The sequence below is a fragment of the Roseococcus pinisoli genome (assembly GCF_018413645.1).
GTDB classification, from domain to species: domain Bacteria; phylum Pseudomonadota; class Alphaproteobacteria; order Acetobacterales; family Acetobacteraceae; genus Roseococcus; species Roseococcus pinisoli.
On the sequence record NZ_JAHCDA010000006.1, the window covers coordinates 1 to 24,932 of the forward strand.

Annotated in this window: 23 protein-coding genes; 5 read left to right on the top strand and 18 right to left on the bottom strand. The window is 70.6% G+C overall.

Annotated features, from left to right (window positions below; all coding sequences use genetic code 11):
• Positions 1–190: 190 nt before the first annotated feature.
• The 5 genes from KHU32_RS22115 to KHU32_RS22135 form a co-directional block, all read right to left on the bottom strand.
• Positions 191–1,165, bottom strand: coding sequence for a Bug family tripartite tricarboxylate transporter substrate binding protein (locus KHU32_RS22115; RefSeq protein ID WP_213672361.1), 975 nt, complete (start codon positions 1,163–1,165; stop codon positions 191–193).
• A gap of 5 nt (positions 1,166–1,170) precedes the next feature.
• Positions 1,171–2,148 (bottom strand): Bug family tripartite tricarboxylate transporter substrate binding protein, encoded by a 978-nt coding sequence (locus tag KHU32_RS22120; RefSeq protein ID WP_213672362.1) that lies wholly within the window; start codon positions 2,146–2,148, stop codon positions 1,171–1,173.
• Positions 2,149–2,439: 291 nt separating this feature from the next.
• Entirely contained in the window at positions 2,440–3,735 is a 1,296-nt protein-coding gene (locus KHU32_RS22125; protein ID WP_213672363.1) for an NtaA/DmoA family FMN-dependent monooxygenase, read from the bottom strand.
• 30 nt (positions 3,736–3,765) lie between these two features.
• Complete coding sequence (locus KHU32_RS22130) at positions 3,766–5,370, bottom strand: ABC transporter substrate-binding protein (protein WP_213672364.1); 1,605 nt, start codon at positions 5,368–5,370, stop codon at positions 3,766–3,768.
• 49 nt (positions 5,371–5,419) lie between these two features.
• Positions 5,420–6,397, bottom strand: a complete 978-nt coding sequence (locus tag KHU32_RS22135) for a Bug family tripartite tricarboxylate transporter substrate binding protein (RefSeq protein WP_213672365.1) — start codon at positions 6,395–6,397, stop codon at positions 5,420–5,422.
• 539 nt (positions 6,398–6,936) lie between these two features.
• Between KHU32_RS22135 and KHU32_RS22140 the strand changes: the two genes are divergently transcribed.
• The gene (locus tag KHU32_RS22140) at positions 6,937–7,905 is read left to right on the top strand and encodes a Bug family tripartite tricarboxylate transporter substrate binding protein (RefSeq protein WP_213672366.1); all 969 of its coding nucleotides are present in this window, start codon (positions 6,937–6,939) and stop codon (positions 7,903–7,905) included.
• Positions 7,906–7,941: 36 nt separating this feature from the next.
• The gene (locus KHU32_RS22145) at positions 7,942–8,532 is read left to right on the top strand and encodes a peroxidase-related enzyme (protein ID WP_213672367.1); all 591 of its coding nucleotides are present in this window, start codon (positions 7,942–7,944) and stop codon (positions 8,530–8,532) included.
• 54 nt (positions 8,533–8,586) lie between these two features.
• Here KHU32_RS22145 and KHU32_RS22150 read toward each other — a convergent pair whose 3' ends face one another.
• The 8 genes from KHU32_RS22150 to KHU32_RS22185 all read right to left on the bottom strand — a co-directional run bounded on the left by KHU32_RS22150 (position 8,587) and on the right by KHU32_RS22185 (position 16,201).
• Positions 8,587–9,966: an LLM class flavin-dependent oxidoreductase gene (locus KHU32_RS22150; RefSeq protein ID WP_213672368.1), complete on the bottom strand. Its 1,380-nt coding sequence runs from the start codon at positions 9,964–9,966 to the stop codon at positions 8,587–8,589.
• A 4-nt stretch (positions 9,967–9,970) separates the two neighbouring features.
• A complete protein-coding gene (locus tag KHU32_RS22155; protein WP_213672369.1) occupies positions 9,971–10,291 on the bottom strand; it encodes a YdhR family protein in 321 nt (106 codons plus the stop codon).
• Positions 10,292–10,358: 67 nt separating this feature from the next.
• The gene (locus KHU32_RS22160; RefSeq protein WP_249681536.1) at positions 10,359–11,711 is read right to left on the bottom strand and encodes an LLM class flavin-dependent oxidoreductase; all 1,353 of its coding nucleotides are present in this window, start codon (positions 11,709–11,711) and stop codon (positions 10,359–10,361) included.
• A gap of 46 nt (positions 11,712–11,757) precedes the next feature.
• Positions 11,758–12,744 (bottom strand): ABC transporter substrate-binding protein, encoded by a 987-nt coding sequence (locus KHU32_RS22165; RefSeq protein WP_213672370.1) that lies wholly within the window; start codon positions 12,742–12,744, stop codon positions 11,758–11,760.
• Positions 12,745–12,762: 18 nt separating this feature from the next.
• Complete coding sequence (locus KHU32_RS22170; RefSeq protein ID WP_213672371.1) at positions 12,763–13,485, bottom strand: ABC transporter ATP-binding protein; 723 nt, start codon at positions 13,483–13,485, stop codon at positions 12,763–12,765.
• Complete coding sequence (locus KHU32_RS22175; protein WP_213672372.1) at positions 13,482–14,318, bottom strand: ABC transporter permease; 837 nt, start codon at positions 14,316–14,318, stop codon at positions 13,482–13,484. Before KHU32_RS22175 ends, KHU32_RS22170 begins: the two co-directional genes overlap by 4 nt.
• A 19-nt stretch (positions 14,319–14,337) precedes the next feature.
• Entirely contained in the window at positions 14,338–15,321 is a 984-nt protein-coding gene (locus KHU32_RS22180) for an ABC transporter substrate-binding protein (protein ID WP_213672373.1), read from the bottom strand.
• Between the two features lie 7 nt (positions 15,322–15,328).
• A complete protein-coding gene (locus KHU32_RS22185; RefSeq protein WP_213672374.1) occupies positions 15,329–16,201 on the bottom strand; it encodes an ABC transporter substrate-binding protein in 873 nt (290 codons plus the stop codon).
• Between the two features lie 306 nt (positions 16,202–16,507).
• On the opposite strand from KHU32_RS22185, the gene KHU32_RS22190 reads away from it, so the two are divergent.
• Both KHU32_RS22190 and KHU32_RS22195 read left to right on the top strand, forming a co-directional pair.
• Complete coding sequence (locus tag KHU32_RS22190; protein ID WP_213672375.1) at positions 16,508–17,485, top strand: tripartite tricarboxylate transporter substrate-binding protein; 978 nt, start codon at positions 16,508–16,510, stop codon at positions 17,483–17,485.
• A 23-nt stretch (positions 17,486–17,508) separates the two neighbouring features.
• Positions 17,509–18,477 carry a Bug family tripartite tricarboxylate transporter substrate binding protein gene (locus tag KHU32_RS22195; RefSeq protein WP_213672376.1) on the top strand — a complete coding sequence of 323 codons (969 nt, stop codon included), beginning with the start codon at positions 17,509–17,511 and terminating at the stop codon, positions 18,475–18,477.
• A 68-nt stretch (positions 18,478–18,545) separates the two neighbouring features.
• Here KHU32_RS22195 and KHU32_RS22200 read toward each other — a convergent pair whose 3' ends face one another.
• From KHU32_RS22200 to KHU32_RS22220, 5 genes are all read right to left on the bottom strand, one after another.
• Positions 18,546–19,343 carry a class II aldolase/adducin family protein gene (locus KHU32_RS22200; protein WP_213672377.1) on the bottom strand — a complete coding sequence of 266 codons (798 nt, stop codon included), beginning with the start codon at positions 19,341–19,343 and terminating at the stop codon, positions 18,546–18,548.
• Positions 19,344–19,408: 65 nt separating this feature from the next.
• The gene (locus tag KHU32_RS22205; RefSeq protein ID WP_213672378.1) at positions 19,409–19,564 is read right to left on the bottom strand and encodes a hypothetical protein; all 156 of its coding nucleotides are present in this window, start codon (positions 19,562–19,564) and stop codon (positions 19,409–19,411) included.
• A 275-nt stretch (positions 19,565–19,839) separates the two neighbouring features.
• Positions 19,840–21,546, bottom strand: coding sequence for a thiamine pyrophosphate-requiring protein (locus KHU32_RS22210; RefSeq protein ID WP_213672379.1), 1,707 nt, complete (start codon positions 21,544–21,546; stop codon positions 19,840–19,842).
• A gap of 11 nt (positions 21,547–21,557) precedes the next feature.
• Positions 21,558–22,961, bottom strand: coding sequence for an MFS transporter (locus tag KHU32_RS22215; RefSeq protein WP_213672380.1), 1,404 nt, complete (start codon positions 22,959–22,961; stop codon positions 21,558–21,560).
• The gene (locus KHU32_RS22220; protein WP_213672381.1) at positions 22,958–23,929 is read right to left on the bottom strand and encodes a Bug family tripartite tricarboxylate transporter substrate binding protein; all 972 of its coding nucleotides are present in this window, start codon (positions 23,927–23,929) and stop codon (positions 22,958–22,960) included. Before KHU32_RS22220 ends, KHU32_RS22215 begins: the two co-directional genes overlap by 4 nt.
• A 154-nt stretch (positions 23,930–24,083) precedes the next feature.
• Between KHU32_RS22220 and KHU32_RS22225 the strand changes: the two genes are divergently transcribed.
• Positions 24,084–24,926: an alpha/beta fold hydrolase gene (locus KHU32_RS22225; RefSeq protein WP_213672382.1), complete on the top strand. Its 843-nt coding sequence runs from the start codon at positions 24,084–24,086 to the stop codon at positions 24,924–24,926.
• Positions 24,927–24,932 lie beyond the last annotated feature (6 nt).

Here is a 24,932-nt window from a genome sequence, read left to right on the forward strand (position 1 = left end):
GGGGCGCGCGGGGGCCGCCCCCCCCCGGGCGCCGGGGTGGTTGCGGCGGCCTCCGGGCCCCCCGGGGGGGGGGGGGGGGGGGGGCGGGGGGGGGGGGCCCCCCCCGCCCCCCCCCCCGCGGCGGGGAAGGGACGAAACGGCCATGCGTCGGGCTGCCTGGGGATGAGCAGCGGGTGATGGCCGGTAAGGTTCAAGACTCCTCGGGCCGCAGGCCGACCGCGCCGACGATACCCGCGAAGCGGGCAACAGTGTCCCGCAGCAGGGTGCCGAAGGGCTCGGGGCCCAGGCCGGCGGCCTCGTAGCCCTGGCCGGCCAGCCGCTCGACGACGCGCGGGTCGCGAAGGGCGGCAAGCCCGGCCTCGGTCAGCGCCGCCAGCACCGGCGCGGGCGTGCCGGCGGGCGCCAGGATGCCCTGCCAGGTCCTGATCTCGAAGCCGGGGGCGACCGTCTCGGCGAAGGTCGGTATCTCGGGCGCGCCCGGGCTGCGCTCCTTGCCCGTGACGCCGAGCGCCACCAGGCGACCTGCCCGAACATGGTCGATCGCCGTGCCCAGCGTGATGAGGCCGGCATCCAGCGTGCCGCTGAGCACGTCCACGATCAGCGGCCCGCCGCCGCGATAGGCGATGTGATCGGGCCGCCCGCCCAGCGCCTCCGCCAGCAGCTCGCTGGCGAAGTGATGCGCGGTGCCGAGACCGGGCACGCCCATGGTCACCCGCTGGCGTGCCCGCAGCCGCTGGGCATAGGCCGCGGCGTCGGGCAGGCCGGCCCGCGGATGCGCGACCACGACATGCGAGGCGGTGGCGCCCAGCAGCACCGGGGCCAGCCTCGGCACGAAGGGGCCGGTGCCGGGCACGGGCAGGGCTTCTACCGCGGCCAGGGTGTCGTTGGTGATGAGCAGGGTGTGCCCGTCCGCCGCCGCGCGCACCACCGCCTGGTTGCCCACGCGGGAGGAGGCGCCGCCGATATTCTCGATCACGATGCTCTGGCCGAGCGCCGCGGAGAAGGCCGGGACGAAGGCCCGCGCGAAGACGTCCACGCCGCCCGCGGGCGGGAAGGGGACGATGGCGCGGAGGGGGCGCGGGAAAAGGCCCTGCGCGCGCACGGCGGGGGCGGCGAGGAGGGAGGCGGAGGCGCCGAGAAGCGCGCGGCGCGGAAGGCGGATCATGGGGTTCATCCTCGGGGGGCGCGCTCGGCGATGGCGCGGATAATGGGGGCGGCCTGCGCGCTGGAAGCCGCTGCGCGGGCCGCGAATTCCTGGGGCGGCAGGGCGGTGATGGTGAAGCCGAGGCCGCGCAGGCGCTCGGCGACGGCGGGATCAGCGAGCGCCGCCGCGAAGCCCTGGTTGAGCGCCGCGACGATCTCGGGCGACGTCCGGGCGGGGGCGAGGATGCCCTGCCAGGAATCGATGTCGAAGCCTGGGGCCACGGTCTCCGCGAAGGTCGGAACCTCGGGCAGGGCCGGGTCGCGGGTGCCGGTGCTGACGGCCAGCGGCACGATCGTGCCCTGGCGGATGTATTCGGTGACCGCGGGCAGCGTGATGACCAGCGCATCGGTGTTGCGGGCGATGAGGTCGGTCGCGGCCGGGCCGCCGCCGCGATAGGACACGAATTCCACGCGCAGCCCGCCCAGGCGCTCGGCCAGCAGCTCATGCACGACCTGGGCGATGCCGGCCTGGGCGGGGATGCCGACATTGAGGCCGCCCGGCCGCGACCGCGCGGCCTCGACATAGGCGCGGACGTCGCGGAAGCCGGTGCCCGGATGGGTGACCAGGATCTGTGCCGCGCGCACCGCCTGGATGACGGGGGCGAAGCGCTCGAAGCTCACGCCCGCGCGCGGATCGGCGAGGGCGGAGAGGATAATGGCGTCGCCGGTCAGCAGCAGGGTGTGCCCGTCCGGCTCGGCCCGCGCGACCTGCTGGGCCGCGAGCAGGCCATTGGCGCCGCCCTGGTTCTCCACAACCACGGGCTGCCCGAAGCGGGCCGTCAGGGCGGGGGCCAGGATGCGGGCGAGGGAATCGAGGCTCGCCCCCGGCGCGGAGGAGACGACGAGGCGGATGGCCCGCTGCGGGAAGGTGGCGGCATGGGCGAAGGCCGGGCGCGCGACGGCAAGGGCAGCCGCGCCGGCCATCAGATGGCGGCGGTGGAGCATGGCGGAATTCCAGGAACGAAAGTGAGGGAGAAGGGAGGGCGCGGCCGGGCGTCAGCCCTGCCGCCCGGCAGCCCGACATCGCGTCCGGTCGAGACGGATCCGCCGCGGGGCGGAAACGGGTGGTTCGACGGACATGGCGGGGGCGGGGGCTCCGTTCGCTTGTTGGGCGAAGGATATACACAATGAAAAATAGTTGAAAAGCATTTTCAACTATAATTAACGATAAAAATGTACATCGCCCTCTTGTCGTGAGGGTGGAGGGGGCCGCCGGATGTCGCCGGCGGCCGCCGTTCAGAAGGCCAGCAGATTGTCGCGCAGCGTGGCGCCGCCGTATTCCGTCCGGGTCAGGCCGCGCTTCTGCAAGGTCGGCACGAGCCCTTCCGTGATCGAAAGCAGGTAGCGCGGCTTGATGTGGCCCGCGATCAGGAAGCCGTCGCCGCCGACCTCCTCGATCACGTTCCGCAGCTCCTCGGCGATGCTGTCCGGCGTGCCGATCACCGTGAAGGTGCGCACCCGCGTCGCGATATCGCGCAGCGTGGCGCCCGGGCCCGCATTCGCGAAGGTGCGAAGCAGCGACTGCACCCCGTTGATCTTGATCTCGGGCAGCGGCGTGTCGAGGTCCATCTTCGAGAAATCGATGCCCGACTGATAGGAGTAGGAGGCCAGGGTGCGCTCGATATTCGCGTGGCGTGCCCGCGCCTGCTGCTCCTTCAGCTCCTCCGCCTCGCGCTTGCTGCCCACCACGAAGGGCGACAGCGTGAAGAGCACCTTCACGCCGGACGGATCGCGCCCGTATTCCCGCGCATGGCGATGCACCTCGTCGCGATAGTCCTTCATGGCCTCCACGTCTTCGGCATGGCCCGCCAGCACGATCTCCGCGTTGCGGCCGCTGAAGCGACGGCCGCGCGGCGAGGCGCCGGGCGCCACGAAAACCGGCTTGCCCTGCGGCGAGCGCGGCACGTTGAGCGGCCCGCGCGACTTGTAGAAGCGCCCCTCGAAGTTGATCGGGCGCACCTTGGAGGGATCGGCGAAGACGTGGTTCGCCTCGTCCAGCACCACCGCATCGGCGTCCCAGGCCTCCCAGAGCTGGCTCACCAGGTCGATGTACTCGTCCGCCATGTCGTAGCGGAGGTCGTGCTCCGGCTGGGCGGGCAGGCCGTAATTCTGGCCGGCGCGGTCATTGGCGGCGGTGACGATGTTCCAGCCGATGCGGCCCGAGGAGAAGTGATCCAGGGTCGAGACCAGGCGGGCCAGCAGGTAGGGCGGGTAGAAGGTGGAGGTCAGCGTCGGCACGATGCCAAGGTTGCTCGTGACCGCGGCGAGGTAGGGCGTCAGCGCCGCCGGATCGAACTTCGGCGTCATGATCGCGTTCTTCAGGTAGAAGTCCATCGAAGCGCCATAGGTGTCCGGCACCGTCGAGGAATCCTCGATGATGAAGACGTCGAAGAAGGCGCGCTCCAGCGCGCGCGCCGCATCCTGGAACAGGGCCGGCTTGGTCCAGTCGTAGCCATGCGGGAAGCCGGGTTCGTTCCAGCCCTGGATGGTCGTGCCAGGGCCGAGGAACCAGCCGAGGTGGAATTTCGACATGTCAAATCGCTCCGAGGAAAAGGGCGGCGCTCAGCGCCGCTTGCCGATGTTCCAGTAGGCCTGCACGGGAACGGGGAAGACGCCCGTGAGCTCGCGGCTATAGGCGACGGGCCGCACGACGCCGCCGAGCGGGATGTAGGGCAGCGTCTTGAAGGCCTGGACCTGCAGCTCCTTGGCGAGGCGCGCCTGCTGCGTGGTGTCCGAGGTGTCGAACCACTGGTTGCGCAGATCCTCGAGCACGGGATCGTCCGGCCAGCCGAACCAGCCGCTGGCCCCGGGGCCGCGCAGCATCTGGTTGACGGCGGGGTTGAGGATGTCGGTCCCCGTCCAGGTGGTGAGGAAGACGCTCCAGCCGCCGCGATCGGTGGTGTCGCGGTTGGTGCGGCGCTGGACCATGGTCGCGAAATCGGTCGACACCAGCTCGGTGTTGATGCCGATGCGGCGCAGCAGGTCGGCCGCGACCAGGCTCATCGGCGCGATCATCGGATGGTCCTGCACGGCGAGGACCACGGCCTTTTCGCCGTTGTAGCCGCTGCTGCGGAGCGCCGCGCGCGCGGCCTCCAGGCTGGCTTCCTTCAGGACTTCCGCGCCGTCATCCGTCCCATAGGCGGTGCCGCAGGCGTAGAAGCTCGTGCAGGGGACCTGCTGCTCCGGCCGGCTGGTCGCCGATTGCAGGAAGGACGCCTGGTCGACGCCGAGCGCCACGGCCCGCCGCACCTCGGGGTTGTTGAAGGGGGGCTGCAGGTGGTTGAACTGCAGCATGGCGTAGACGCCCGAGGGATTGCGCACGTCCACGACGAGGTTCCGACGGCTCTCGATGGCCGGCAGCAGGTCGAGCGAGGGCTGGTCCCAGTAGTCGTATTCGCCGCTGATCAGCGCCGAGAGCGCCGTCGCGGAGTCGCCGATGATGCCCCATTCGACGCGATCGACCGCCGGGATGCGCCCGCCCGCGATGCTGCTGACCGGCTCGCGGCGCGGCACGTAGTGCTCGAACTTCGCCCAGGAGGCGTGCGAGCCCGAGACCCATTCGTCGCGCAGGAAGCGGAAGGGCCCACTGCCCACCCATTCGGTGATCTGCTGCGACGGATCGGTCTTCGCCACGCGCTCCGGCATGATGAAGCATTGCGAGGAGTTAGACTTGCCGATGGCCGCCGGCAGCAGCGGGAAGGGCCGCTTGAGGCGGATGCGCAGGCGCCGGTCGTCGATCGCCTCCATCCGGTCGGTGACGCGCCGCAGCGCCTGGCCGAAGCCGTCGCGCGCGGACCAGCGGGCGATGGAGGCGATGCAGTCCTGCGCGCGCACCGGCTCGCCATCATGGAAGCGAAGCCCGTCGCGCAGGCTGATGACGTAGCTGCGCCCGTCATCCTCCACCGTCCATCCCTCGGCCATCTGCGGGCGCGGGATGTTGTCCGCATCCACCGCGATCAGCTGGTCATAGGTGAGGAAGGCGTAGTCCTTCGTCGAGGCCGAGGTTGTCCAGACGGGATCGAGGCTCTGGAGATCGGCGGCATGGATGATGCGCAGCGTATTGGGCCGCGCGTTGCGGCTGCTCCGCTGGGCGCGCGAGGGCGTGGGGAGGGCCGCGCCCGCGGCAAGCAGGGCCGCGTTCCGGACGAGGCTTCGTCGGGTCGTCATGATGTTCACCTGTGGCGTTGTGCGAAGGGGCGGGAGGCGTGGTCGCGCGCTAGTCGACCGTGATGGGGGACTGCTCCTGCAGCGCCGCCCATTGGCGGATCTCGCGGTCGAGATGGTCGCCGAGATCGGCGCGGCTGCCGCCGACGAGGGCGACATCCACCCGCTCGAAGCCGGCGCGCAGTTCCGGATTGGCGAGCACGAGCCGCAGCGCCGCGTTGAGGCGTTCCAGCACCGGCTCCGGCGTGCCGGCCGGCGCGAAGAGGCCGTTCCAGCTCGTCACGCCGTAGCCGGGATAGAGCTCGCCGATGGCGCGCACGCCGGGGAGGGAGGCGACGCGCTCGGGCGAGGTGACAGCCAGCACGCGCACGCCGCGCTCCTCGCGCAGCGCGCCGACATCCGGCGTCTGGATGAAGCCGACATGGACGCGGCCCGCGATGATGTCCACGGCGCCGCTGCCGCCGTTATAGGGCACGTAGGTGACCTGGATTTCCGCGCGCCGCGCGAGCAGCTCCACCGCCATGCGCATGACGGTCGCGGCGCCGGTGATCGCGACGGTGAGCTCGCCCGGATGCCGCTTCGCCCAGGCCACCAGCTCCTCGAGATTGCTCGCCTCGACGGAGGGGCCGGCGACCACCGCAAAGGGCGTGACGGCGATGCGCCCGACCGGCGCCAGCACGCGCCGCGGATCGCCCGGCGGAAGCTGCGGCTGCAGCACCGGATTGATCGAGAGCGCGGGCGTGCCGAAGAGCAGCGTGTGCCCATCGGCCCGGGCCCGCGCGACATAGGTGGTAGCGATGGTGGTGGAGGCGCCGGGGCGGTTCTCCACCACGACGGGCTGGCCCAACTCGCCACTCAGCCTTTCGGCCACGCGCCGCGCGATCGTGTCGACGCTGCTGCCGCTCGTATAGGGAACGGCGATCGAGATTGGGCGGGTCGGGAAGGTGGTGCCGGTGCCTTGCGCGAGGGCAGCGGCGGAGAGGCCCGAAAGGCCGCAGGCGAGGAGGAGGGCCCGTCGCCCTGCCGCCATCGGCGGTCGCCTTGCTGCTGCCGGTTTGTCGCCCGTCACGTCGGCCGTCATCGCATCGCACCATAATTAACCGCATTTATGAGTATTTTACCGAAAATATCGTGTCAATGTGTGTTTAACGGAATCGTTGCGGTTTCAGGTCTTGGTATGCAGGTGACCGCAGCGGGGGTCCTTTGGAGTGAGCAAGGGAAAGCAAGGGAATGGAACGATTTTGTCGACTTCATAATTAACAAATTGAAAATGTTAATATTGACAATATGATCGTTGTTGATCGTAAAATGACGTCGACGATCATGACCCCAGGGGCAAGCTCCTCGAGATGACACAGCGGCCCAGCCGGCCATTCGCCTTGCCGACCCGCCTTGGCCAGCGGTGTCGATGTTCGGGGCATTGAGCCGCTTCCCCCTGATCCCATGCCGATCCCCAGCGCCGCCGCGGCTCGCCGGCGGCGCGGGTGATCGGCCGCTCCCTCATTTGCGCGCGTGCCGCCGTCCCGCTTTCCGCCGAGGTCGCGGCGCCGCGTTCCGAAAGACCCTTCGATGCCGATGAACCGTCGCCACTTGCTCGCCGCGCCGGCGCTGCTTCCGCTGTTGCCGCTTGGCGCCGCCGCCTCGGCCTATCCCGACCGGCCGCTGCGCTACGTGGTGCCCTTCCAGGCGGGCGCGATGAACGATCTGCTCGCCCGTCACGTCGCGCGCGATCTCACCGCGCGGCTCGGCCAGCCCGTCGTGGTGGAGAACCGCGTCGGCGCCGGCGGTGCGCTGGGAACGCAATACGTCACGCAGCAGCGGGCGGATGGCTATACGCTGCTCAACTCCACCAGCGGGGTGCTGTGCATCGTTCCGCACATCATCGACGCGCCCTTCGATCCCTTCCGCGACTTCACGCCGGTCGGTTTTCCGGGCGAAGGCTTCACCGTGCTGGCCGTGCATCCCTCCGTGCCGGTGAATTCGGTGGAGGAGCTGGTGGCCTATGCCCGCGCCCATCCGGGCAAGCTGAACTTCGGCTCCGCCGGCCACGGCTCCTTCGGGCATATCCAGGGCGAGCTGTTCAAGCAGCTGGCGGAGATCGACGCGGTGCACGTGCCCTTTCCCGGCAGCGCCGGTGCGCTCAACAGCGCCATCGCCGGCGACACGCAGTTCATCTTCGACGCCTATGCGCTCCAGCACGCCCAGGCGGGCCGGCTGCGCGCCCTCGCCATCACGGGCCCCGGCCGCTGGGAGGCGGCGCCCGACCTGCCGAACGTGAAGGAGGTCGGCCTCGCCAACTGGCCGGTCAATCCCTGGTGGACGATCCTCGTCCGCTCCTCGACCCCGCCGGAGATCGTGGCCACGCTGAACCGCTCTCTCAACGAGGCCTTCGAGGACCGGTCCCTGCTGGATCCGCTCAAGACCCTCGGCCTGCGGCCGGAGCGGCTGAGCCCCGAGCAGATCCAGGAGAAGGTCCGCCACGACCACGCCGTCTATGGGGCGCTGGTGCGCCGCATCGGCCTCTCCAGCCGCTCCTGAACATCAACCATTCCTGAAGATCACGGGGAAATCCGCATGACCGAACACAAGCCGCGCGGCGAGGCCGTGTCCTTCCTGCGCATCGCCGAGCCGCAGAAGGTGACGCCCGAGCTCGCCGAGCTCCAGGCCGAGGAGAAGGCCCGCAAGGGCTATGTCCGCCATGGGCTGACGCTGCCCTTCCGGCCGGAGCACCTGGTCGCCAGCCAGCGCTTCGTGAACCTGCTGGTGCGCGGGCCCAACGGCCTGCTCTCCTTTCGCGAGAGGGAGCTCCTGGCGCTGGTGGTGAGCGTGGAGAATCGCTGCGACGTCTGCGTCATCCAGCACGCCACCGCGCTGCAGAAGACGGGCGCGCCGAAGAGCCTGGTGGACGTGCTGACGGTGAACTGGCGCCGCGCCGACCTCTCAGATCGCGAGCGCGCGCTGGCCGAGTTCGCGACGAAGCTGACGCGCCATCCCGCCGATGCGGACGAAAGCTACATCGGCGGCCTGCGGGCCGCCGGCTTCAGCGAGGAGGAGATCATCGAGGTCGCGCAGATCGTCGGCATCTTCAACTACACCAACCGCGTCACCGGCGTGCTCGGGACGCGGCTGAACGACGAGGCCCACGCCGCCTATCGCGCGGGCTAGAGCATCACCCGATCAGGTGAATTACCTGGTCGGGTAAAGATGCTCTCAACCGCATCACCCCGGCGTCTGCGGGCGCCGGGAGACCGCGGCGGGATGCGCGGCCGGAAGGCGCGCACGCCCTGGGCCGTAGAGCTTTTCGCGCAGCGTGCCGGGCGCGTAGCGCTGCTTGAAGCGGCCACGCCGCTGGAGCTCAGGCACCACGAGCGTGCCGAAATCCTCGAAGCCGCCGGGCATCAGGGCGTAGCTGAGGTTCAGCCCATCCACGCCGGCCTCGTCCACCCAGTGTTCGATCGCATCGGCGACCTGCCCGGGCGAACCCACGAAGACGGGGCCGCGCCCGCCGATGGCGACATGCTCGGCGATCTCCCGCACGGTCCAGACGCGGTTCGGATCGGCCCGGGTGAAGACCTCCAGCGCGGAATGGATGCCGGCCTCCTGCTGCTGATGGCGCACGGGCTCGTCGAGCGAGAAGAGCGAGAAGTCGATGCCCGTCCAGGCGGAGTAGAGGACCAGCGCGCCCTCGATGTCGATGTAGCGCCGGTAGTCCGCGAGCTTGGCCTGCGCCTCCTCCTCCGTGCGGCCGACGATGGTCGTGGCCAGCGAGAAGAAGAGCAGCTCGGCCGGGTCGCGGCCCTTTTGCGCCGCCTGGCGGCGCGTGTCGGCGATGATGGGCGCCAGCGCCCGCGCCGTGGGGCCGCTGATGAAGACGCATTCGGCGTGCTGCGCGGCGAAGGCGCGGCCGCGGCCGGAGGCGCCGGCCTGGTACAGCACCGGCGTGCGCTGCGGCGAGGGCTCGGCGAGGTGGATGGCGTCCGTCGAGAAACGGCCTCCCTGGCGGCGCACCGGCCGTACCTTGGTCGGATCGATGAAGACGCCGCTGGCCTTGTCGCGCGGCACGGCGTCGTCGTCCCAGCTTCCCTCCCAGAGCTCGTAGACGAGGTCGAGATATTCGTCCGCGACGTCATAGCGCTGGTCGTGCGGAATCAGTTCGGCGCCCACGGCGCGCGCGCCGCTGGCGGAATGGCCGGTGACGATGTTCCAGCCGATGCGCCCCTTGGTCAGGTGGTCCAGCGTCGTCATGCGCCGGGCGAAGGCGTAGGGCGGCTCCTGGATCGCATTGCTGGTGACGCCGAAGCCCAGATGCTCCGTCACCAGCGCCATGGCGGAAAGCGAGAGCAACGGGTCGTTCTTCGGCACGTGGATGCCGCCGCGCAGCGCGCCGTCGAGCGTGCCGGCATAGACGTCGTTCGTGCCGAGGCTGTCGGCCGTGAAGATACCGTCGAAGAGGCCCCGCTCGAGGATCCGCGCGAGGTCGGTCCAGAACTCCAGCCGGTTGTAGTCGGTGGAGCGATCCTCGGGGTGGCGCCAGAGGCCGGGCGTCTGATGGACCGGGCTCTGGAGCGTGAAGGCGTTGACGCGGATCTCGCGGGGCATGGCGTCAGGCGACGGGCACGGCGCCGAGCGGCGCATGGGTCAGCGCGCTCAGCTCGTCATTCACCTCGAAGATGCGGGCGGTCAGCTCGGTGCCGCCGGCTTCGGTCAGGGCCTTGGAGACCTGGTCCGACCAGCTCTTCGCGCTGGCGGCGTCGTCGAAGAGGTAGATGCCGCCGCGCAGGCCATTCTCGGCGCTGCCGATCCAGATCTTCCAGCGGAAGCCCGGCAGGGCGTTGATCCGCTCGGCCGAGGCATGGCGGGCGGCGGCCGGAAGCTGCTGCTGCGCGGCGCTCGGCCGGTAGTTCACCTGGAGGATGGCGGGCATGACGTTCTCCTGTTGTTGAGGGCAGTATGAAGACGGGAGGGACTGGTTCCCAGCCCCTTGCGCCGCGCTATTCCGCCGCGGCGGCGGTGGCTTCCGTCGCGGCCGCGAGCCGGTTCTCCGGACGCGCGAGGCCGAGATGCTCGCGCAGGGTCGTGCCGGCATATTCGGTGCGGAAGAGGCCGCGGCGCTGCAGCTCGGGCACCACCTGGTCCACGAATTCATCGAAGGCGGCGGGGAAGTAGGGCGGCAGGATGTTGAATCCGTCCGCGGCCTCGCCCGTGAACCATTCCTCCAGCGTGTCGGCGATGCTCTGCACCGTCCCGCAGAGCACCCAATGGCCGCGCGCCGCGGCCGTGACGTTGTAGAGGTCGCGCAGCGTCAGCCCCTCGCGCCGCGCCAGGGCCAGCAGGTTGCGCGCAAAGCCCTGCGTGCCCTCGGTGAAGGGCAGGTCGGGCACCGGGCCGTCCAGCGGATAGCCCGAGATGTCGTGGCCGAGCCGGATGGAGACGAGGTGCAGCGCGTTGGTCGGCGTCAGGAAGGCCTGCATGCGCGCCAGGATCTCGCGCGCCTCGGCCGTGCTGCGGCCGATGATGGGCATGACGCCCGGCAGCACCTTGAGCTCCTCCGGCCGGCGGCCATGGGCGGGCAGGCGGGCCTTCAGGGCGCGGTAGGAATCCCGCGCGGCGTCGAGGTCCTGCACGGCGGCGAAGACCACTTCGGCCGTGCGGGCGGCGAGCTCGCGCCCCGCCGGGGAGCCGCCGGCCTGGATGATCACGGGATGGCCCTGCGGGCTGCGCGTCATGCTCAGCGGCCCCTGGACCGAGAAGAAGCGGCCCTCGTGGTTCAGCGGACGGACCTTCGCCGGGTCGACGAAGAGCCCGGTCGCGGGGTCGGCGACGAGGGCGTCGTCCTCCCACCCGTCCCAGAGGCCGCGCACGACATCCACGAACTCCTCGGCCAGGGCGTAGCGCTCGGCATGCTCGGGATGGCCGGGCCGGGTGAAGTTGGCGGCGGCGGCGGCATTGGCGGTGGTGACGACGTTCCACGCCGCGCGCCCGCCGCTGAGATGATCGATCGAGGAGAAGGCGCGCGCCACGTGATAGGGCTGGCCATAGGTGGTGGAGACGGTGGCGCCCAGGCCGATATGCTGCGTGGCGCCGGCCAGGGCGGTGATGAGCGTCAGCGGCTCGAACCGCGCGACGTAGGAGGGATGGTCGCTCAGCGAGAGCGCCAGCCCGTCCGCGACGAAGAGCAGGTCGAACTTCCCGCGCTCCGCCGTGCGGGCGATGCCCTTGAGGAGCCCGAGGTCCTGGTTGCTCCGCCCCGCGCCCGGCAGGCGCCAGCCGGCCGGGTGGTTGCCCGTCCCCATGACGAAGACGCCGAGATGCATCTGGCGGCGGGGTGCGGAGGAAGCGGTCATGCGGGCGGTATCCCGGAGGTTGCGCGCGGGGCGTCAGGAGAAGGGCTCAGACGCCGCCCACATCCGAGGGGACGAGGAACGGGCGCTCCGGCCCGCGCGGCAGGATGCCCGCCGCGACCGCCGCCGCCGTCTGGCGGTCGATTAGCTCCAGCAGCGGTTGGTCCCACTGCGTGGTGAAGGCGCCGGTCACGCGCTCGGGCAGCAGGCGCAGCGCCTCGGTCTCGCGGTCCGGCACGCCGAGGGCCGCGCGATGCTCCGCCAGCAGCTCGGGGCGCTCGTGCACAGCGCGGTTGGCGATGGTGAAGAGGCGCGCGATCTGCGTCGCGACCTCGCGATTCTCCTCCACCCAGCTGCGCCGCGCCGCGAGGCCGACGAGGAAGGTCGGCAGCTGCGTGCCGTTGATGCGCTGCCAGAGCTCGCCCAGATGCGCGATCTGCCGCGCGCCGCGCGCCACCAGCCGCGTCGCGGTGGGCTCGGGCACCAGCACGCCCTCCACGTCGCCGCGCTCGAACAGCGCGAGGTTGGCCGTGGCCGGACCGAAGATGACCTCCACGTCCTTCTTCAGCTCGATGCCGTTGGCCGCCGCCGCGACGCGCGCGAGCTTGTACTGCTCGCTGCCCTCGGCCTGGGCCGCGATACGCTTGCCGATGAGGTCGCGCGGCTCGCGATAGGGGCTGTCGCCGCGCACAATCCAGCGGACATGCAGGTTGGTGCCCGGCCCGAAGAGCACGAGGTCCGCGCCGCGCGCATTCAGGTCCACCGTGCCGATGGCGCCCGAGAAGGCGACGTCCAGTGCGCCGCTGATGAGCTGCACCTGCATCTGGCCGGGATTGCCGCCCACCCATTGCAGGTCCAGCCCGTCGCGAGCGGCCGCCGGCAGCGCCTCGATGATCGGGCGCTGGATGGCGCCGGCATTGCCGATGGCGGTGTTCGCGATCTTCACCGTGCGGACGGCCGCGCGGGCGTTGCGGATGAAGGGCGCGGCCAGGGCCGGGGCCGATGCGCCCAGCAGGAGGCGCCGTGAAACGAACATGGGTATCACTCCGGAAATTCAGATGAGTCGCGACATGATCCGGCGATGGATCTCGAACAGCGCCGGATCCTCGGGCGAGCGCGGGCGCGGCAGGTCGACCTTGATCTCCTCCACCACGCGCGCAGGCCTTCCGCCGAGCACGATCACGCGGTCGGCCAGGAAGGCGGCCTCCTGCGTGTTGTGCGTGACCAGCAGGCCGGTGGGCGGGTTCTCGAGCCAGAGGTCCTGCAGCAGCAGGCGCAGCCGGCGCGCGGTCAGCGCATCCACCGCGCTGAAGGGCTCGTCGAGCAGGACGATCTCGGGGTCGATCGAGAAGGCGCGGGCCAGCGCCACGCGCTGCCGCTGCCCGCCCGAAAGGCCGAGGGGGAAGGCGGCCTGGTAGCCGTCGAGCCCGACCTCGGTCAGCAGCTCGAGCCCGCGCCGCGGGGAGACGCCGGCCGCCTCGGCCGCCAGCTCCACGTTGCGGACGACGGAGAGCCAGTTCAGCAGCCGGGGCTGCTGGAAGACCATGCCGAGCCGCCGGTCGCCGCCGGTCTGGACCGCCCCGGTATCCGAGGTCTCGAGGCCGGCGGCCATGTGCAGCAGCGTCGTCTTGCCGATGCCCGAGGGGCCGACCAGGGCCAGCAGCTCGCCGGCCTCGATGCGCAGGTCGAAGTCGCGCAGGATGGTCTCGGTGGGGCGGGCGCCGATGCCGGGATAGGTCTTGCCGACGCGGCTGAAGACGATGGGGGCCGCGCTCACAGGCTCGACTCCCGCCGCCAGCGCGTGAGCCGGTTCTCCATCCCCTGCATCAGGCCGAATTCGATGGCCGCCATCACCACCCAGAAGATCAGCGTCCAGGCCAGCACGCCGGCCACGTTCTGCGAGCTGAACTCGGAGTTGAGCTGGTAGCCCACGCCGTCCGACAGGCCGAAGAGCTCGACCAGCACGATCACCTTCCAGGCCAGCGAGAAGGCGAGGCGCACGCCGCTCAGCAGGAAGGGCACGATGGAGGGCAGCAGCACGTGGCGGATGCGCGCCGCGCGCGAGAAGCGGAAGACATGCGCCATCTCCGTCAGCTCGCTGTCCACCGCGCGCAGCCCCTGCGAGATCGTGACCAGCAGCGGCGGCGCGATGCCGAGGATGATGGAGACGACCGGCGTCGCCAGGCCCACGCCGAACCAGATGACGCAGAGCAGCGCCCAGACCAGGCCGGGCACCGTCAGCCCCAGCAGCACGGCCGGGCGGATGAAGGCGCCGAAGAGGCGGCTGCGCGCCGCGAAGAGCCCCAGCAGCACCGCGATGGCGAAGCCCGCGATGCCGCCGAGGGAGATGCGCCACAGCGTGATGCCCACCTGCTCCAGCGCCATGCCGCCGGCGAGCAGGCGCAGGATCTCGCCCCAGACCTCCGCGAGGTCGGGCACCAACGGGCTCTGCTTGGTACGCGCCAGGACTTCCCAGAGGCCGGCCACCAGCAGGCAGAAGACCGCCCCCGGCAGCGCGGCGCGCAGCCGCGGCGCCCAGGCGCGCCAGGCGCCGCCTCCTTCGGGCTGCCGGGCCACGCCGGGCAGGGCGACGGTATCGGTCGCGCTCATGGTCTCGTCCTTTCGGTACTCATGCCCCGGTCAGCGGGGTCCGGTCGTAGAGGGGCCGGTCGGGCAGGGCCGGGATCAGGCCGAGGCCGCGCGCGACCTCGATCTGCCGGTCGATCGAGGCGAAGACGGTGTCGTTCCAGGCGACGCCATAGACGTCGGCCAGGCGCGAGGGCAGCAGCTCGATCGCCTTCCGCTCCGTCTCGCGGATGCCGAAGGCGCCGTGCAGCGAGGCCACGCGGGCCGGGTCTTCGCGGGTGATGCGGTTCACGATCACGAAGGCGCGCGCCAGCTGCGTGGCGATGGCGCGGTTCTGTTCCACCCAGCGGCGCTGCGCGGCGAGGCCGACGAGGAAGGGCACCTCCGTCTCGCCCGTGCCCCGGCGCCAGAGATCGCCGACGCGGGCGATCTCGCGCGCGCCCTGGCCGATCAGCCGCGTGGCGCTGGGCTCCAGCGTCAGGATGCCGTCCACATCGCCGCGCTCGAACAGCGCCTGGTTGGCGGTGGGCGGGCCGAAGACGACGCTCATCTCGCGGCGGATGTCGATGCCGGAGACGGCCGAGGCGATGCGCGCGGCCTTGAAGGTCTCGCTCGCCTCGGCCAGGGCGGCGATGCGCTTGCCGATCAGATCCTCGGGCTTCTGGTAGGGGCTGCTGGCGGGCACGAGCCAGCGGCCGTGATTGTTCAGTGCCGGGCCGAAGATGACGATGTCGCTGCCGCGCGCCGCCATCTCGGCGAGGCCGAGCGCGCCGAAGACGCCGACATCCAGCGTCCCGGCCACGAGCTGCATCTGCAGCTGGCCCGGATTGCCGCCGATCCACTGCAGGTCGATGCCGTCCAGCACCTCGGGCGGGAGGGCGGCGAAGAGCGGGCGCCAGATGGAGCCGGCGCTGCCCGAGCCCGGAAGCGTGACGCGCACCGGCACGGGCACGGCCGCGCGCGCGACGAAGGGGGCGGGGAGGGCAGCGGCCGCGAGGGCGAGCGCGCTGAAGGTCCTGCGGCGCATCGGGGCCTCAGGAAACGACGAGCGAGTCATGGGAATTCGTGCCCTTGGAGTAGCCGCGTTCCTGCATCCAGCCGTAGGCGTGCCCGAAGAGCTGCGCGTCATAGCGCTGGGCGTGGTTGTAGCGGACGAAATGGCCGTAGTTGCGCGCGAGCTCCTCGGGCGAGAGGGCGCCCTCGGTGGCGTCGGTCAGGTAATGCGCATAGGCGCCGAAATCGGCGTTGATCAGGTCCACCGCCTTGTCGATCGCGGTGAAGAAGGCCTCGCGCTGCGCCTCGGCCAGCTCGGGCGAGACGACCTCGGCGCCGCGGTAGAAGGAGAGCGCGACGATATGCGCGCCCTGCTTCAGGCCGAGGCTGATCCAGGGTTCCATCAGCGCCGCGGCGCGCACCACGCCCTCGCGCAGCTTCCGCAGCCGGGTTTCCGGCGCGCCGATATGCTCGAGCTTCACGGCGTCCTTGCCGATGGCGCCCTCGATCGTCTGCACGGTCACAAAATGCGAGCCGGTGAACTCGTTGATGCCGATGGGCACGTTGGCGAGGTCGCGCGGCGTCTGGATCGCGGGATCGAAGGAGAGGATCGCCTGGGCGGCGATGGCGGGGCGCAGCGCGGCGATCCGGCCGCGGCCCTCGCCGCGCTCGAGGCGGTCGATGCCGCCCCATTCGCAGACGTTGAAGGCATCGGCCTTGCCGCGCTCGAAGAGCGCTTCCTTCTGCCGCTTCAGGACCTCGCGCTCGCTCGTGTCGTGGTCCGAGTAGCTGGCGACGTGGCGCACATCGAGCCCGGCCTCGGCGAAGAGGCCCTTTTCGATCGCGACGAAGATCGGGAGGTCGAAGATCGGCGGGTTGGGCGAGATGCGAATGACGGGCTGGGGTGCCGGCATGTCGGGAGGTTCCTTCGGGACGGTCGGGGTAGTCGACCGGCGCGCTTCGGTGACGCGGGCACTCAGGGATAGAAACGTTAAAAACGTTAGTCAATCGTTGAATATGGAAAACACATATCATCATCGCATGACAGCATTGCGGGGCAGCATATGGCCGTTCTTTGATCGAAATGTGGATTTATAACAATAGATTGATGGTGATGCGTGGCCATGGGTCCCGGACGCTTCGCGGAGAACGAGCCTTGTGTGGAAAAAACAACATCATGTAATGGTGATTTTATAGATTCACATACATGGATGCTCAGCATGCGCCGCAGGCAGATCGCGACCGCCGCCCTCAACCTGGCCCTGCTCGCCGCCGGCTCGGGCGCCGCGCGCGCCCAGGGCGGGTCGGGACCCCTGACCCTCATCGTGCCCTTCCCGCCAGGCGGCATCGTCGACACGATCGGCCGCTTGCTGGCGCATCGGGTGGGGCAGATCCTCAACCAGGCGACGGTGGTCGAGAACCGCGCCGGCGCGGGCTCCGCGATCGGCGCCGCGCAGGTCGCCAGCAGCCGGCCGGATGGCCAGACCATCCTCTTCGGCGGCATCCCGCAGGCCATCATCCCGAGCCTGCAGCCGAACCTGCAGCCCTCCGACCCGCTGGCCGCCTTCGCCGCCGTGGGCACGACGCACACCACGCCCTACATCCTGCACGTCCATCGCGGGCTGCCGGTGAACACGGTCCAGGAATTCGTCGCCTGGGCGAAGGCGCGGCCGGGGCAGATCAACGCGGCCACCACCGGCCAGGGCGCCGGGCCGCACCTGACCTGGGAGCTGTTCAGCCGCACCGTCGGCATCCAGGCGGAGATCATCCACCATCGCGGCGGCGTGCCTGCCATCCTCGATATCCAGGCGAACCGCGCGCAGGTCATGTTCAGCACGGCGCTGGAGGCCATCCAGGCGCAGCGGGCCGAGCAGAGCCGCCCCATCGCCGTGACCTCGGCCGAGCGGCTCGCGATCCTGCCGGACCTGCCCACCCTGGCCGAAAGCGGGCTGCCGGGCTTCGACGTCCTGTCCTGGGGCGCATGGTACGCGCCGGCCGGCTCGCCGGCGCCGGTGCTCGCGCGCATCAGTGCGGCGCTGGAGGAGGCGCTGCAGGACCCCGCCATTCGCGCCCGCTTCGACGACCTCGGCGTCACGCCGGCCTATGAGGCGCCGGAGGCCTCGCGCGCGCGCCTGGCTTCGGAGCTCAATCGCTGGGGACGCCTGATCCGTGAGGCCCGGCTGCAGACGACCTCGTGACCGCCAGAGCAGGAATTTCCGCCGTGCCCTTCGCCCCTTCCCGCCGCGCCCTGCTGGGCGCGGGCCTCGCCGCGTTGCCGGCGGCCCGGCTGCATGCCGAGGCCTTCCCGGCGCGCCCCATCACCTATGTCGTGCCCTACGCCGCCGGCGGCACCAACGACGCGACCGGCCGCATCTTCGCGCGCCAGCTCACGCAGCGCCTCGGCCAGAACGTGGTCGTCGAGAATCGGAGCGGCGCCGGCGGCACCATCGCCGCGACCTATGTCGCGCGCTCGCGACCGGACGGGTACCTGCTGCTCAACGCCTCCAGCGCCAACCTGACCTCGGCGCCGCAGCTGCTGGGCGCGCCCTATGACCCGGAGGCGGACCTCGTCCCCGTCGGCTTCCTGGGCCACTACCGCTACATCCTGGCGGTGGATCCGCGCCTGCCGATCCACAGCTTCCAGGACTTCCTGGACTATGCGCGGCGGCATCCCGGCCAGCTGAACTACGGCACCGCGGGCACGGGCACCGGCAGCCACCTGGCGGGCGAGTATCTGCGCCTGCGGACCGGCATCGACATCACCCACGTGCCCTATCGCGGCAGCGGCCAGGTGCTGGCGGCGGCGGTGGCGGGCGACGTGCAGTTCGTCATGGATGCGCTGGCCATCAGCCATATCCTGGCCGGGCGGCTGCGGCCGATCGTCTTCTGGGGCGCCTCCTCGGCGGAGGACCTGCCGGGCGTGCCGCATATCCATCAGGTGGGCCTGCCCGACTGGAACCTCACGCAGTTCTTCGTGGCGGCCGCGCCCGGCGGCACGCCGGCGCCCATCGTGAGCCGGCTGCACGAGGCGGTGCTGGAAGCCTCTCGCGATCCAGGAACGATCGCCGCGCTCAAGGCGCTGGGCGTCGAGGCCGCGCCGCTGTCGCTGGCGGAGACGGTGGCGCTGCTGCGCCAGGAAACCACGGTCAATCGCCAGGTGATCGAGGCGGCGGGCATCAGAGTCAGCTGAGGCCGGCCGAAACGGAAAAGGCCCGGCCGTGTCTCCGGCCGGGCCTTCTGATTCGGTTCCGGGTGATCTCAGCCCAGCAGGTCGGGCTCCTCGGCCGTGATCTTGTCCCAGAGCGGGTGGAAGCTGAGGATGCCGCCGCGCTCATTGCCGATCTGGCTCTCGGTGAGCTTCGCGACATCGTGCGGGATGGGCTGGGGCGTGCCGGCGGCCTCGGCCAGCAGCTGCGCGCGCGCCGCATTGTCCAGCGCGATGAAGCGCCAGGCCGCGGCCTCCACCGACTGGCCCACCGTCAGCAGGCCGTGGTTCTTCAGGATGGCGGCCTTGTGCGGCCCCAGCGCCTCGGCGATGCGATGGCCTTCCGACTGGTCCAGCACCACGCCCGTGAAGTCGTCGAAGAGGCCGTGCGTCTCGTAGAAAGCGCAGGAATCCTGCGTCAGCGGATCGAGCCGCCGGCCGAGGGCGGACCAGGCCTTGCCGTGGGTCGAATGCGTGTGCGCGGCGGCCACCACATCCGGGCGCGCCGCATGGATCGCCGAATGGATGGCGAAGGCCGCGCGGTTCACGGCATGGCTGCCTTCCACCACCTCGCCCTCGTCATTCACGAGGATGAGGTCCGAGACGCGGATGAGGCTGAAATGGAAACCGAGCGGATTCACCCAGAAATGGTCGGGCCGGATGGGATCGCGTGCCGTGACATGACCGGCCAGGCCCTGGTCGTAGCCGTAGCGGGAGAAGAGCCGGAAGGTGGCGGCCAGCCGCTGCTTGCGATGGAGCTGCTCCTGTTCCGGCGTGCGCTCGGGCGGGCCGTTGCGGAGCAGGGAGAGAAACTCCTCGCCGCGGCGGGCGGGGGTGCTGATCTGGTTCATGGACGGTCTTTCGGGATGGAAGGGCGTTGCGGTCGCGGCTCAGCGGCGCGCGGCGGGGTAAGGCGTCACAGCAGGCACCAGGCGGCGAGGAAGGCCTCGTCCTCGGTCTCGTAGTCGATGGGATAGGTGACGTAGACGACGACGCCGAGGAAACCTGCCCAGGCCAGAGCGAGCAGGGCCTGAGCGGCCCCCGAAAGGGAGCCGAAATCGAAGAGTTCCATGGGGAGCTCCGGAAAAAGCGGGAAAGAAGGCGCGAGGGCGCGGGTCGGCGAGTGGCTTCAGAAGCGACAACAGAAGGTGCGCATGCCCCTGGCGGCGGGGCGGTCTGAAGCGCGGGCCGGGATGGGGTGGATCGCCATGGGAGAGATTAATGACCACGAATCATCGTTGATCAAGTCATAAAACTAAAATTAACAGTTAAAATAATCGAGGTGGCGATTATCCACCTTGTATTGTGGTGGTTTGGGCCGGGGCGCTGCCGCCGGCCCAGCGGGCGTCAGGGCGTCGCGTCGATCGAAGGGAGCTGGATACTCAGCAGGGCGGCCTGCCCGCCGTCCACGGCCGCGAGCGCCCGCTCCAGCGCCGCGGGCAGTTCCTCCAGAGCGGAGACCGCTTCGCCATGGGCGCCGAAGGCCCGTGCTACCTCGTCGAACCGGCGGGCGCCCGGCGCTGCGAGCCTGGATTGGAAGGCGCCGGTCGCTGCGGCGGCGCCCTGCGGATAGACCCGCCGCACCGAATCCTGCACGGCCAGCCAGCCGCCATTGTCCAGCACGATGGTCAGGATCGGCAGGCCGAAGCTCGCCGCCGTCCAGTACACGGTGTCGGGGTTGGAGAAGTGGAAGGAGCCGTCGCCCACGATATGGACGATGCGCCGCTCCGGCCAGGCCAGCTTCAGCCCCAGCGCCACGCCGCCGCTCGAGCCGAGGCCGCTGCCCAGCATGCCGACATAGGTGCCGGGGACACGGCGCGGCAGGCTGCGCAGGATCTCGGGCGCGTTGCGCGTCGCCTCGTTCACCACCACGTCCTCGGGCCGCAGCACGGCGGCGAGCGCGGCGCCGACGGCAGCCCCGCTCAGCCCGGGTGCGAGAGCAAGGGGAGGGCGGGGGCGCCAGGTCGCCTTGCGGCGGGCCACGCGGGCGCGGAACTCCTCATCGCCCTCGGTGCGCAGGATCTCCAGCACCTGGCGCAGCACCGTGCCGGCATCGGCCTGCACCGCCAGCTCCACCGGGAAGTCCCAGAGCGGGAAGTCCTTCTTCACCGCATCCACGTCCACCTGGATCCAGCGCGTGGCGGGATCGGGCGTCACCTGGCTCGGCAGCCAGGGCACGTCGATGTCGAGCAGCAGGCCGAGATCCGCGCCCGCGATGGCGCGGCCCGGATCGAAGCCCGCATGTGCCGCCGCGTCGCGCGGAAAGTTGAGGTGGTTCGGATTGTGCTCCGCCACCACGAGGCCCGCCGCCTCCGAGAGCTCGACCAGCGCGGCCACGGCCTCGGCCGAGCGTCCCAGATAGCTCGTCAGCACCACGGGCTTCTCGGCCTGCAGAAGGGCCTGGGCGATCCGCCGCGCCGTGGCGGGGTCGGTGCCGCGCCAGCGCACGGGGCCCGCCGCCGGCGGGGTGGCGATGCGCTCGGCCGGCAGGGCCTCGGCCAGCGTCTCGCGCGGCAGGCTGAGGAAGACGGGGCCGGGCGGGTCGGACTGCATCACCGTATGGGCGCGGTGCAGGAACTGCTTCACCACGAGGCCGGCCGGCAGATTGGCCTCCCACTTCACGAAGGGCCTGACCAGGCTGGCGATGTCGAAGGGATCCTGGATGTAGTGCACGTAGTTGTCGCGCGTGCCCGGCAGCTCGCCGCGATGCGTGTAGGGCGACTTGCCCGCCAGCAGCAGCACCGGCAGCCGCGCGCGGAACATGTTGTGCAGGCCGTTGCCGGCATTGGCCGTGCCGACATCCACATGCACCAGCACGGCCTGGCCGCGCCCGGTGGCCAGCGCATAGCCGGCGGCCATATGGATCGCGACATTCTCATGCGCGATGGACAGCAGCTGCGGATGCGGCTGGTTGGTGCCGTCCTGCTCCGCCAGGGCCTCGATCACCGAGACATGGTCGGTGCCGAGATTCGCGAAGATATACTCCACGCCGAGCTCGGAGAGCGCCTCGAGGGCGAACCAGGCGGCGCTGCGCGCAACCGGGGCGGTTTCCATGGTGACGTCTTTCATCGAGGGGCCGCGCCGCTGAACCGGGTGCCGGCGCCCGGCGCCAGCCGGTGGCACACCGGCACGGCCGCGAGCGCGATCACGCCCACCAGCAGGAAGGCGAGGGAGAAATCGGAGAGCGCCGGCGCCTCGCGCTCCTGCAGCCACATGCTGCCCGAGACCGCGAGCGCGCCCAGTGAGATGCCGAGCGTGAGGGAGAGTTGCTGGAAGGTGTCGTGGAAGCTGGTCGCCGCGCTCATGCGCGGGCCGGGCACATCGACGTAGCACATCGTCCCATAGGCGTTGAATTGCAGCGACCGCGCGAGGCCGCCCACGAGCAGCAGCAGGCCCGTCAGCGCCACGGGCCAGGCCGGGCTGAGACCCGCGCAGGCGACGAGGAACAGGCCACAAAGCGCGCCGTTCCACACCAGCGTGTCGCGAAAGCCGAAGCGGCGCAGCAGGCGCGTGGAGATCGCCTTCATGACCAGCCCACCCACGGCCGCGACGAAGGTCATCGCGCCGCTCTGCGCAGGCGAATAGCCGAAGCCCAGCTGCAGCAGCATGGGCAGCAGGAAGGGCAGGGCGCCGAAGCCGGTGCGGAACAGCGTGCCGCCGACCACCGCGATGCCGAAGGTCGGAATCCGCATCAGGCGGAAGTCCAGCACCGGGGCCGGATGGCGCCGCGCGTGCCAGGCGTAGATCAGTCCCGCGACGACGGAGGCGCCGAGCAGCGACCAGGCCAGCGCGCGCGGGCCGTGCCCGGCGGAAAGCCCCTCCAGCCCCAGGACGAAGCAGGCGAGGGCCAGGCCGCAGAGCAGCGCCCCGGCGAGATCGAGCGGGCGTGGCTGCTCGGTGCGGTGTTGCGCGACGTGGCGCCTGATGAACAAGGCGCCGGCGAGGCCAAGCGGCACGTTGATGTAGAAGATCCAGTGCCAGGAGAACCAGCTGACGATCAGCCCGCCCAACGGCGGCCCCAGCATCGGGCCGAGCATCGCCGGGATCAGCACCCAGGACATGGCGCGGACGAATTCCGAGGGCGGCGCGGCGCGCAGCAGCGCGAGGCGCCCCACCGGCACCATCATCGCCCCGCCCACGCCCTGCAGCGCGCGAGCCACCACCAGGGTGGCGAGGTTGGGCGCCCAGGCGCACATCAGCGAGGCGCCGGTGAAGAGGAGCACCGCGCCCGTCATGATGCGGCGGCTGCCGAAGCGGTCGGCCAGCGCGCCGCTCAGCGGGATGAAGCCCGTCAGCGTCAGCAGATAGGCCGTCAGCGCCAGGTTCATCCGCAGCGGATCGGTGCCGAGATCGACGGCCATCACCGGCAGGGCCGTCGCCAGGATGGTGGTGTCGAGCTGCTCCATGAAGAACAGCGCGCCCACGATCAGCGCGACGGGCCGCCAGCTGCCCGCGGCGGGGGCTGTCACGCCGGCGACGCGGGCAGCCGCAGGCGCTCCTCATAGCCGCGGCGGATGCGCTCCACCGCCTCCTGGCCGGTCTGGAAGATGATCTCGCCGTCATCGGACGCGCGCTCGAAGAGCGGGCTGCGCCGCGCCTGGTCCAGCGCGTCGCGCAGGCGGGCCTGGATGGAGGCGGGAACGCCGGCCGGCACCAGCAGCGCCTGCCAGTTGCCGTAGTCGAAATCGGTGAGGCCGATGTCGCCGAAGCAGGGAATGTCCGGCCAGACGTTCTGCCGGCGGCGCCCCACGCTGATCAGCGGGCGAAGCGCGCCGGTCGTGACGTATTCGCGCACCAGGGCGATGTCGGTGGAGGCGAACTTCACCTCGCCCGAAAGCAGCGCCGTGAGCCGCGGCCCGCCGCCCTGATAGACGACCTCCAGGAACTCCAGCCCGTATTTCCGCTGCAGCGCCTGCGTCGCGAGCGAGCCCGAGGAGCCGCCGCCCGAGGACGCGTAGGGCAGGGGCTGGGTGCTGGCACGCGCGGCGGCCAGGAACTCGTCGAAGGTCCGCACGCCGAGCGAGGGATGGGCGAGGAAGACGACCGCGCTCTCATGGAAGATGCCGATCGGCGCGAAGTCGCGGATCGGGTCGAAGCGCAGGACCGAGGGGTTGGCGGCCGCGTTGCCGATGAAGCCGATATTGTTGTTCAGCAGCAGCGTGTAGCCGTCGGCCGGTGCGCGGCTGACATATTCCGTGCCCAGCAGGCCGCCGGCGCCGCCGCGGTTCTCCACCACCACGGGCCGGCCCAGCGCCTGGGCCAGCGCTTCCGCCAACGGGCGCCCGTACTTGTCCACTTGGCCGCCCGGAGGCCACGGGATGACGGCGCGCAGCGGCCGGTCGGGCCATTGCTGTGCCCTCGCGATCGAGGGGACCGCCAGGCCGGCAAGTGGGAGGAGCGACAGGCGGCGGCGGGAGAGGGCGTGAGACCGGGTCATCGGGCCTTGATGCATGTAATTTGGTATAATTTTAATTATACAATTTTATCACGTCAATATGGTCCGTCCCTGGGTGGCGCTTTTGATGCCCCAACCGCTATGCCGAAGCCCTCCCTGCGGCCAATCTGGCGCGAAGCAAGGAGAGGAAACCGACATGCCCCATGCCCAGGCCGAAGGCGCCCGCCTCTATTACGAGGAGGCCGGCACAGGTCATCCCGTCGTCTTCGTCCACGAGTACGGCTCTGACCATCGCGAATGGGAACAGCAGGTCCGCTTCTTTTCGCGTGAGTACCGCTGCATCACCTTTGCCGCGCGCGGCTACACGCCTTCCGAGGTGCCGAGCGATCCGAAGCTCTATGGCCAGGAATTCGCCGCTGCCGACATCGCGGCCGTCATGCGGCACCTGGAGATTCCGAAGGCCCATATCGTCGGCCTGTCGATGGGCGCCTTCGCGGCCCTGCTCTTCGGCATCCGCTTTCCGCAGATGGCGACGGCGCTGGTGGTCGCGGGCGTCGGCACCGGCTCGAACCTCGCCGAGCTGGACGCTTTCCGCGCCGCCCAGGCCGAGCGGGCCAATCAGCTCCACGCCGAGGGCTGGAACGAGCTCGCCCTGGAAACCGGCCACAGCCCGACGCGCGTGCAGCTGAAGAAGAAGGATCCGCGCGGTTGGAACGAATTCGTCGCGCATCTGCGCGAGCATTCGCCGGTGGGCTCGGCGCTCACGCAGCGCTGGTACCAGGGCGCGCGCGACCCGGTCTATGCCTGGGAGGCCGAGCTGAAGAAGATGACGGTGCCCACGCTGCTCGCCCTTGGCGACGAGGACGGGCCCTGCATCGAGCCCAATATCTTCCTCAAGCGCACCCTGCCGAATTGCGGGCTGTGGATGCAGCCGCGCACCGGCCACGCCATCAACCTGGAGGAGCCGGCCGCCTTCAACCGCGAGGTGCAGAGCTTCTTCTCGACGGTGGAGCGCGGCCGCTGGAGCCTCGACGCCTGAGCGACG